Annotated in this window: 4 protein-coding genes; 3 read left to right on the top strand and 1 reads right to left on the bottom strand. The window is 72.6% G+C overall.

All coding sequences use genetic code 11. The features are described 5' to 3' along the window. Positions 1 to 239: 239 nt before the first annotated feature. Complete coding sequence (locus D7X74_RS35800; protein ID WP_120537478.1) at positions 240 to 590, top strand: hypothetical protein; 351 nt, start codon at positions 240 to 242, stop codon at positions 588 to 590. A gap of 34 nt (positions 591 to 624) precedes the next feature. Here D7X74_RS35800 and D7X74_RS35795 read toward each other — a convergent pair whose 3' ends face one another. Continuing rightward, on the bottom strand, positions 625 to 2,145 hold the full coding sequence (locus D7X74_RS35795) for a peptidase M3 (RefSeq protein ID WP_120537477.1): 1,521 nt from the start codon (positions 2,143 to 2,145) through the stop codon (positions 625 to 627). A gap of 189 nt (positions 2,146 to 2,334) precedes the next feature. On the opposite strand from D7X74_RS35795, the gene D7X74_RS35790 reads away from it, so the two are divergent. Together D7X74_RS35790 and D7X74_RS43285 are read left to right on the top strand one after the other, a co-directional pair. Then, positions 2,335 to 3,279, top strand: a complete 945-nt coding sequence (locus tag D7X74_RS35790) for an RluA family pseudouridine synthase (RefSeq protein ID WP_120537476.1) — start codon at positions 2,335 to 2,337, stop codon at positions 3,277 to 3,279. A gap of 70 nt (positions 3,280 to 3,349) precedes the next feature. Then, positions 3,350 to 8,890, top strand: a 5,541-nt coding sequence (locus D7X74_RS43285; RefSeq protein ID WP_158622345.1) for a hypothetical protein, incomplete at its 3' end; no start/stop codon positions are given.

Genomic DNA, 8,890 nt, shown 5'->3' with positions numbered 1-8,890 from the left:
CTACCAGAACTTCGCGGCCGACGGCGACCCCTTCTCCGGCGACCGGCAGACCCTGACGTCCCTGTTCCTGGGGATGGGGATGCGCCTGTAGCAGGTGGGGTGGGTCGCTACAGATTGGCAGCGACCTGTTGGAAGAAATTTTGACGTCCCTCTTGCGTCCCCTACAATCCTCGTCGGTTGCGGCCCAGACGCATCTGACATGCTCGGGTGTTCAGGCGTGCACAACGAAGGGAGCGGAGATGGAGCGCAAGGTCGGAAGTAGCACGTTGACCGCGAAAGAGGTCAAGGCGGCGATGGAGAAGTCCACCACGCTGACGGCCGAAGAGGAGAAGGCCCTGCGCATGCGGCATGGCGCGGGTGCTTCCAGCCCGAACGCGCCGCTGCCCCGCGCCGCGGGTGCCAACGCGGAGCTGGCCGACGAGCTGCTCGTCATCGAGATGCAGCTCATGAAGGCGATGCGCGCGCGCACCGGCCAGACGCGCACGGCGGCCAACGCCTCCAAGGCGCCCGCCGCGGTCCGGACGCCCGAGGCTCCGGCCAACGCGACGAAGGACAAGATCGTCCGCGCGCTGCGCACCAAGAAGAAGTAGGCGCGCGGCTTGTGCCACAGGGGGCGTGAAGCCCCTACTGGTTGAGGATGGCCACGAGGCGCGCTCCCGCCTCGGGCAACGCCAACGGCGTGCCCGATACCTCCGTGGCCAGTCCCTCAGCGTCGGCGGCGCCGCCCCGCGCGAACAGCCCCTTGAGCCAGGCGAAGGCCGCGGGGTTGCGCCAGAAGTCCTCGTTGAACCGCTCCAGCAGGTGCGCGGTGAGCCGGGTCTCCAGGGCCCAGGCCCGCAGGTAGCGGGTGACGTAGAGCTGCGAGTCCACGTCATGCAGGAAGAAGCCCGGGTGCGGCTGCGCGAAGAGGGCGCGGCGCTGGCCGTCGGCGTATTCGTCCGCGCGGTCGGCGGAGGCCCCCCTGGTGGACAGGGACAGCTCGTAGGACAGCTTCGCGCAGTGGCGCCGCAGCACGGCCAGGGCCTGGAAGGCGGCCAGCCGGATGACGTCCTTCACGGTACCGGACGGCAGGTTCAGGTAGCGCTTGAGCCAGGGCGGTGACAGGAGCAGCCGCTCGAAGGTGGCCGCGTAGGCCTCCGTGACGGAGGCGTCGCCCAGGCGGCGCAGCTCCGTGGGGGCGTCCTCGTCCACGTGGGCCAGGTGCCAGGCGTGGCCCAGCTCATGGAGCAGGTCGCCCAGCGCGTCCATGCCGCCCCGGGGCTGGAGGACGAGCCGGATTTCGTCGGGCACGCGCACGGCGGCGACGAAGGGGCGGGAGGCCTTGCCCGGGCGGGCTTCGTCGTCCAGGCGGATGCGGCCGCCGGCGTCAGGGCGCAGGCCCCAGTCGGACAGCCAGCGCATCACGGCGGGGACGGTGTCCTCGCGGCGGAAGTGCGCGTCCATCCACGGGGCGCGCAGGGCGGCCTGGACGTCGTGGCGCCGCGCCTCGCCGCCGGGCAGGGCGTGGAGGTTGGGCTCCAGCTTGCGCAGCACGTAGCCCAGCACGTCGCGGTAGGCGTCCTCGGTGGCCCGCAGGGTCTGCTCGGCGGCCTCGGCGAGCTTGCCGGCGTCGATGCCGGTGACGTCCTGGCGCAGGGCGGGGTAGTTCGGGAAGCCCAGCAGCTCCGCGGCCTGGAGGGCGGCGTCGCGCCGGTCTCCGTAGGCGCCGCGGTGCTCCCAGAGGAAGTTGCCGGCGCCGCTCTCCAGGAGGGCTCGGCGGGCGCGGTTCTGTTCGCGGGGAATCTGGGCCAGGGCCTGGGCCAACGACAGCGTCTGGTCGTCGGCGGGGATGTGCGAATGCGCTTCCGCCGCGATGACGGCCTCCCCGGCCCGGGCGGCGAGGGACTCCTCCACCTGGGTGGCGATGAGCTCGCGCACCAGCGTGATGCGGCGCACGGCCAGGGCGTCGTCCCGGAGGCGGGCCCTGGCGAGCGCCTCGTTGGCGGCGACGAAGGTCTCCGGCGAGGACAGCTCCGGGAACGAGGCGTGGAGGCGCGCGACGGGGAGGTCCGGGGCGAGCCCGGCGCCGTAGCGGTATTGGAGGGTGGCCAGCTCGGCGAGGAAATCCTCGAGCCGCGACCGGACGGTATGCAGGGGACGGTCCATGGCGGCGCGGAAGGTAACAGGAAGCCCGCGTCACGGCAGGGACCGCGCGCATAGAGTGTCGCGCCATGTCCTCCGCGCCCGCCGTCTGCCTGCATGCCCTCCTCACGCCCCTGGTGGCAGGGGAGGGTGCGCGATGAGGCGCCGGACGTTCCGGGGCGGTCGCGCGCTGGTGGCGGGAAGGGGCCTGCGATGAAGCGTCGGACGTTCCGGAGCGAGGGGGCGCACGCGGGCCGTGCGCTGGCGGAGGCGGTGGCGGCGGAGCTGGGGCTGCCGGTGGCGGACGCGCGTCGCCTGGTGGAGGTGGGCGCGGTGTACGTGGCGGGGCGGCGGGCGCGGGACGGGGCCGTGCGGCTCCAGGCCGCCCAGGTGGTGACGGTGGTGCTGGAGGAGGCGGGCCAGAGTCCGCTGGAGGCCTCCGGGCCGGCCGCGCCGCTGCGCGTGCTGTTCGAGGACGAGGACGTGCTCGCGGTGGACAAGCCCGCGGGCCTGAACGCGCAGCCCACGGAAGGGCGCGTGGGTGCGAGCCTCGTGGACGTCGTGGGGGCGCACCTGGGCCGGACAGCGGGGCTCGTGCATCGGCTGGACCGGGAGACTTCCGGGGTGACGGTGTTCGGCAAGTCCGCGCAGGCCACGTCCGCGCTGGCGGAGGCGTTCCGGGAGGGCACCGCGCGCAAGCGGTATCTGGCGGCGACCGGGCCGGGGCTTCCGGAAGGCGGCACGGTGGACCTGCCCCTGTCGAAGGACCCGTCGCGTCCCGGGCGCTGGCGGGCGACCCGCGCGGCCAATGGCGTGCCCGCGTGGACGGACTACCGCAGGCTGTTCGCGAACGAGGCGTTCTGCCTGGTGGAGCTGCTGCCCCGGACGGGCCGCACGCACCAGCTCCGGGCGCACCTGACGGCGCTGGGCACGCCCATCCTCGGGGATGCGCGCTATGGCGGGGCGGGAAGCGCGGGAGGACTGCTGGCGCCGCGCTGCCTGCTGCACGCGCAGGCGCTGGAGCTGGGCCATCCGCGCACGGGCCAACCGCTGCGGTTGGAGGCGGCGGTGCCGGAGGACCTGCGGGCCTTCTTCGTCGCGGCGGGGGTCCGGATGCCCGAAGGTCCCTTTGGGGACGGCGATCCCGTCTGCCCCTGAGTCCCGGATTGCCCGGCGGGGGCGGACGGGGCCCCACCGCACCGCGCATCGTGTGTAGACTGGGGACTTCATGGGTGGCGGGACAAACGGCAAGGGTCCTGGGACGCCGGAGCCTCCTCTTCGCGGGCCGGGACTGGCCCAGCGCGGAGAAGACGTGCTCGGCGCGGCGGACGCGGTCTGCCGGGACGCTGCCCGCCTGCTTCGTGAGGGACAGGCGGCCCGGGCGTACTCCGGGCTGGTCGCGGCCAGCCGTTCACTGTCGATGACGCCCCGGCTGGCGGCCACGCTGGTGCGGTGCGCGCTGAAGGCGGGCACGGAGCGCGCTGTCATCACCCTGCTGGACGCGGCGATGGTGACCGAGCGGGGCGCGGTGCGCCGCGAGGTGCGCCGACAGTTGTCGAGGGTGCTGCGCCGCACGGGCCAGGAGGCGCGCGCCGCGGCCGTGCTCAATGGGCTGCTGATGGATGCGCCCGACGACGCCCGGGCCCGGTACGTGCTCGACGTGCTGCGCGAGCGGCAGGCGAAGGCGAAGGGCGCGACGTCGCGGCGGACGGCCGAGGAGGACGAGGAGTCCCGGACGAAGACCGTGGAGGTGTCCGCCCTGGCCCTGTCGGATCCGGAGCGAGGGAACACCGTGGTGGAGTTGCCGACGGTGTCCGTCGAAGCGCGGGGCGCATCGTCGAGGGCCGCGCGAGCGGACACGGTGCAGGTCCCGCTGGGCGAATGGGCGGGGCTGGGACGGGCGACGGCGCGAGGGCCGGACTTTCCCTGGGAGGATGAGGGACCGGGCAAGGCGCGCGTGGTGACGCCTCCGCAGGGGGCGCGGCTGCCGTCGACGGCGGATGCCGAGAGGTCGCGAGGGATATCGCCTGTGGTGGCTTCGGCTGGGAGCCAGCCTTCCGCTGGGAGCGATGCCGAGAGGGTGCGCGCGCCGGCGCCGGTGCTTCCGGCTGTAGGGCCGCAAGCGGCGGTGGTCGAGGGACCGGTGGCGGCGGTGTCCGAGGAGCCGTCCCTCGACTCGCTGGAGTCAGCAGAGGCTCTGGAGTCCGAACACGCTGACGCTGCGATGTCGTTCCGTTCGACGGATCTGCCATTCGTGACTGCGGATGCGGACCGACCCGTGAGGGAAGGCCGGACGGGGAGTGAGCCGGCGTCACCGGTGGGTGGTGCGTCGGTGGACGTGGCCGGGGCGTCACTGGATTCCCGCGAGGGAAAGGTGGCTCCGTCAGCGGTCGCTGATGTGAACGCTGGGGCGGGAGCCTCATCGACGTTGGCTGCCGGGCCTGGTTCGCTTCGTTCCCCTGGTGCAGGCACGGATGTGTCGTCGGAGTCGCCAGTACAGCCTGCGGTGGGCGTCCAGGCGATGGCGTCCGCCGCCGGGAATTCGACGCTGGAGCAGGGGCTGTCTTCTCAGTCCGATGCCATCCTCACGTTGGGCGTTTCCACCCACGCATCCGACGAGAAGTCGGCATCGCCGGGCGTGTCGTCGCCAGCGGATGCGGCCCTGACGTCTGATGAGCAGCTCGCTGTGGCGCTGGGTGTGTCGTCGCCAGCGGATGTGGCGCAGACGCCTGAAGAGCAGCTCGCAGCATCACTGGGCGTGTCCTCGCCGATGGATGCGGCGCAGACGTCCGATGAGAAGTCCGCTGCGACGTTGAGCCAATCGTCATCGGCGGACGTGGCGCAGCCGTCCGATGATCAGCTCGCAGCGGCACTGGGCGTGGCGTCGCCGATGGATGTGACGCCATCACTCGGTGAGAAGTCCGCACCCCCATCGAGTGAGTTGTCGCCGCTGGACATGGCGCAGGTGTCCGATGAGAAGTCCGCTGCTCAGCGCGTGGAATCTCCGGCAGGTGTGACGCCGTCGCTGGATGCGGGAGCGCCTGTCTCAAGCGCATCTGCTCCAGTCGATGTGATGCCGGCTCCCGCCGATGGGAAGTCAGCTCTGACCGTGGCCTCGCCCGTCGATGTGATGCAGGCGTCCGCTGAGGGGGGCGTCGCATCAAACGCGCCTTCACCCGCCGACGTGCCGCAGGCGTTCGCTGAGAAGCCCGCTGCGGCACCGATTGCGTCCTCGCAGGTCGAAGTAAGGACCCAGGCGCTCGACGAAAAGGCCGATGCGTCCAGCGTGCCCTCACGGGTCGAAATGGCGCCCGCCTCCGATGCAGCGGTCGCGATGTCGAGCGCATCGTCGTTCAAGACCACGCAGCCACCGGATGCGCAGGCGGCGGCGACTGGTGTGTCGGTTCAGGGCGAAGCGCCACAGGAGACAGAGGGTCTTCCGAAGGCCGCGGAGGCACACCCGACGGCGCAGTCGCGCCCGCTGCCCCAGTCCGCTCCGCTGTCAGATGCGGAGGTTCCGTCAAAGCACCCCGGCGCGAAGTCGACCGATGCAGCGCCTCCGTCCTCGCAACGCGACGCCTCTTCACTGACGAACTCCGACGCCAGGGAGGACGCTCCGTCGCCCCTCGCTTCGAATGCAGAGGCCACGCCTCCACCGGCGCGAACTCCAGCTCCGCTCGGAGCGGCGTCGGTATCCGGGGGACCTTCAACGTCGCTCGAAGGTGCGTCGGCTTCGGAGTCCATCCCGCCACGCACGTTGGAGTCCTCGCAGAAGACGGCTGCCGACAAGGATGCCGCAGGGCGCAAGCCTTCGCGGGTGCTCGACTCCGTGCTGGTGCAGGGCGCCCCATCGCACGCCTTCGATGAGGACGAGTCGACGTCGGAGATGATCCTTCCACGTCCGCCCGAGCCGGTCGTGGCCGGTGCGCCTTCGAAGGCGGTCGATGCGGACAAGTCGAAGCCGCGTCCGCTCAGCGCGGTGCTGGTGCCCGGCGCCCCGGCGATGGCGTTCGACCAGGAGGAGCCGACCTCGGAGATCATCCCTCCCGCGAAGGCCGATGCGGAGAAGGACGCGCTGTCGTCACCCCAGGCGCGTGATGAGAAATCGCGAGCGCAGCCACCAGCTTCGTCACCTCGACGGACCACCGTGCTGGTGCCCGCCGCATCGAATCCCGCTTTCGATGCGGAGGAGTCGACCTCGGAAGTGATCCCTCCTCCAGGGGATGCCGCGCCGTCGTCATCCACGCCAGCGCGCGACTCCGGTCGCTTCCCTGCGGTGAAGCCCTCCGGAAGTGGCGCCGACGCGGCTCCGGGTGGGGATGCCGCCGCGTCTTCCTCCGTGCCCTCGCCGGAAGAGGGCGCGGAACTGGCCCGCTCGCAGCGTGAGGAATCCCAGCTCATCGCGCGCCGTGCGTGGCGTGAACTGGCCCAGCTGTACCTCAAGCGTGCCGACCGCGCGAAGGACGCCCCCGCGCGCGCCGAAGCCCTGACGCGGCTCGCGGAGGTGATGGAGAACGAACTCCAGGACTCCGCGGGCGCGGCTCGCATGTACCGGGAGATCGTCGAGCTGACCGGTGAGCGCACCGCCCTGCGTGAACAGGTGCGGCTGTTGTCCCTGCGCGAGGACGCGTCGCTCGTGCGCCGTGCGCTCGACGACGCGATCAAGCGGGCGCGGACGTCCCGGGCCCGGGCCATCGCCCTGCTGACGCGCGGAGAGCGACAGCTGAACATGGGCGCTCCCGCGAAGGCGCGCGAGGACCTGGAGGCGGCGGAGGCGCTCGTGCCGGGCCTGCTGCCGGTGCTCGCGGGGCTCGTGCGCTGTGTCTCCGACGAGGAACGCCCCGCCCATACCGAACGTCTTCGCGCCGCCTGTGCCGCCGCGCCCCGCCGCGCTCCGGATCGCCTGGATGCGCTGCGGGTGCTCGCGCAGACGGCGGAGGAGTCGCTCGGGGATCTGCGCATCGCGCAGTGGGCCTGGGCCGAAGTGCTCGCGGAGAGCCCGGACAGCGAACAGCCTCGGGAGCACCTGTTGGCGCTCGCGCGTCGGCTGGGGGACCTGCCAGCGCTCAGCCAGCTCCTGCACGCGCAGCTCGCCCGCGAACCCCGCGGGCCCGCCGCTCGCAAGGCACACCTGGAGCGAGTGGCCACGCTGGAGGCCATGGGCGACGCGGGCGCGGCGCTGGCGGAGCTTCGCCAGGCGGTGCGCTTCGAGCCGGGCCACAAGGAAGCGTGGTTGTTGCTCGCGGACCGCTGTACCGAGCGCGAGCAGATGGGCGAAGCCGCCTGGGCGCTGGAGAACGCGGCCACCGCGACGGAGGACGACGAAGAGCGCCAGCGCATGTGGGAGCGGCTCGCGCTCTTCTGCCGCGAAGTGCTGCACAACACCGAGCGGGCCCGCACCTACGCCCGCCGCGCTGAAAGCCTGCGCAAGTCCCGCGATGCGCGCGCCCGTCCGCCTCCGCCGGAACCTCCGCGCACCGCGCCCGCGCCGGCGCTTGGAGTGCCGCCGCCCTCGGTGCTCGTGGCGCCTCCGGTTCCCACGGGCCGCGTCCCGGTCAAGAGCAAGGACCTGTCCGACGAGGTGACGTCCAACACCGACGTCGGCTCGCTGGTCGCGGCCGAGCAGTCCTCGCCCGCCGCCGAGCAGCGCCCGGTCCAGGCGAAGGACGGTGCGGCCCGGAAGTCCGCGGCGTCTGGCGCGAAGTCGTCTTCCTCGAAGTCGGACCGGGGAACCCCAGGGGCGGAGGATGCGGCGGAGATGTCCCGCGCGGCGTCCGCGAAGGCCTCGGCGGGAAGCCACGCGCCGGTCGCGGAGGCAGGGGCAGGGGCGCGCAAGTCGGGCGTCGTGAAGGCACCCTCCGGGAGTCACGCCTCGGTGTCGGGTGCCGCTCCGGGCGAGGACAGCTTCCGTCGTCCCACGTCCGCGAAGGCCGCGTCTGGCAGCGCTGCTTCGGCAACGGACACGTCACCGAACGCAGAGGTGCCCCTCAAGTCCTCTTCGGGAAGTCCCACGCCTGGCGATGATGCCGCGGCGAAGGGGCGCAAGCCCGGCGCCGTGAAGGCACCTTCGGGAAGTCACGCACCGGTCGGAGCTTCCACGGCAGGCCGCAAGTCCGGCGCCGTGAAGGCCCCAACGGAAAGCCCTCCCTCGCTTGCGGATGCCGCACCTGGGCCGAGCACTTCGGCCCGTGCCTCCTCTTCGAAGTCCGCGCGCGGAGCCGCGACAAGTTCGGGGCAGGCGTCGGACACGGGGCTGCCCGTCCGTGGTCCAGCGCCGATGCGGGAGGATGAAGCTCCGGGGGTCGCCACCGGTCGCAATCCGCGCGTTCCCTCCGCTCCTCCCCGAGAGCGGACGACGGCCTTCGGCGCCCCCATCGAGCCCGATTCCGAGCCTGTGCCCTCACAGGTCCTGGCCGCGCCTCCCACGCCTTCCGCCGTCTCGCGCAAGGCCGCCGCCTCCACCCCGGCCGCATCACGAGATCCAGGCCCCGCGACGCCCAAGGCCCGCGCGTCCGCGCCCTCCCGGGCCGACAGTGCCCGCCAACCGCCGGCCGCTCCTCCCTCGCATCCCTGGGACGACGAGGAGGAGGACCACGCTCCCGTCGCCCCTCCGCCCGGAGCCCGGAGCGCCAACGCCGAAGCGAACGCCCGGAACGCGGCCGCCGAAGGCGCGAGCAGCGCCCGTCCCGCCCGGGCCCCCAGCCCCGACGGTGGTACCCAGGTCCGCGAAGCCGCTGTCACCGGCCGTCCGGAGCGCGCCCCCCGGGCC

The organism is Corallococcus sp. CA047B, assembly GCF_003612065.1.
Taxonomy (GTDB): Bacteria; Myxococcota; Myxococcia; order Myxococcales; family Myxococcaceae; genus Corallococcus; species Corallococcus praedator.
This window is presented reverse-complemented; position numbering and strand designations above follow the sequence as displayed.

Excerpts from the sequence above, each read along its gene's own strand:
- D7X74_RS35795 (WP_120537477.1), bottom strand. The coding sequence starts at position 2,145 with ATGGACCGTCCCCTGCATACCGTCCGGTCGCGGCTCGAGGATTTCCTC.
- D7X74_RS35800 (WP_120537478.1), top strand. The coding sequence starts at position 240 with ATGGAGCGCAAGGTCGGAAGTAGCACGTTGACCGCGAAAGAGGTCAAG.
- D7X74_RS35790 (WP_120537476.1), top strand. The coding sequence starts at position 2,335 with ATGAAGCGTCGGACGTTCCGGAGCGAGGGGGCGCACGCGGGCCGTGCG.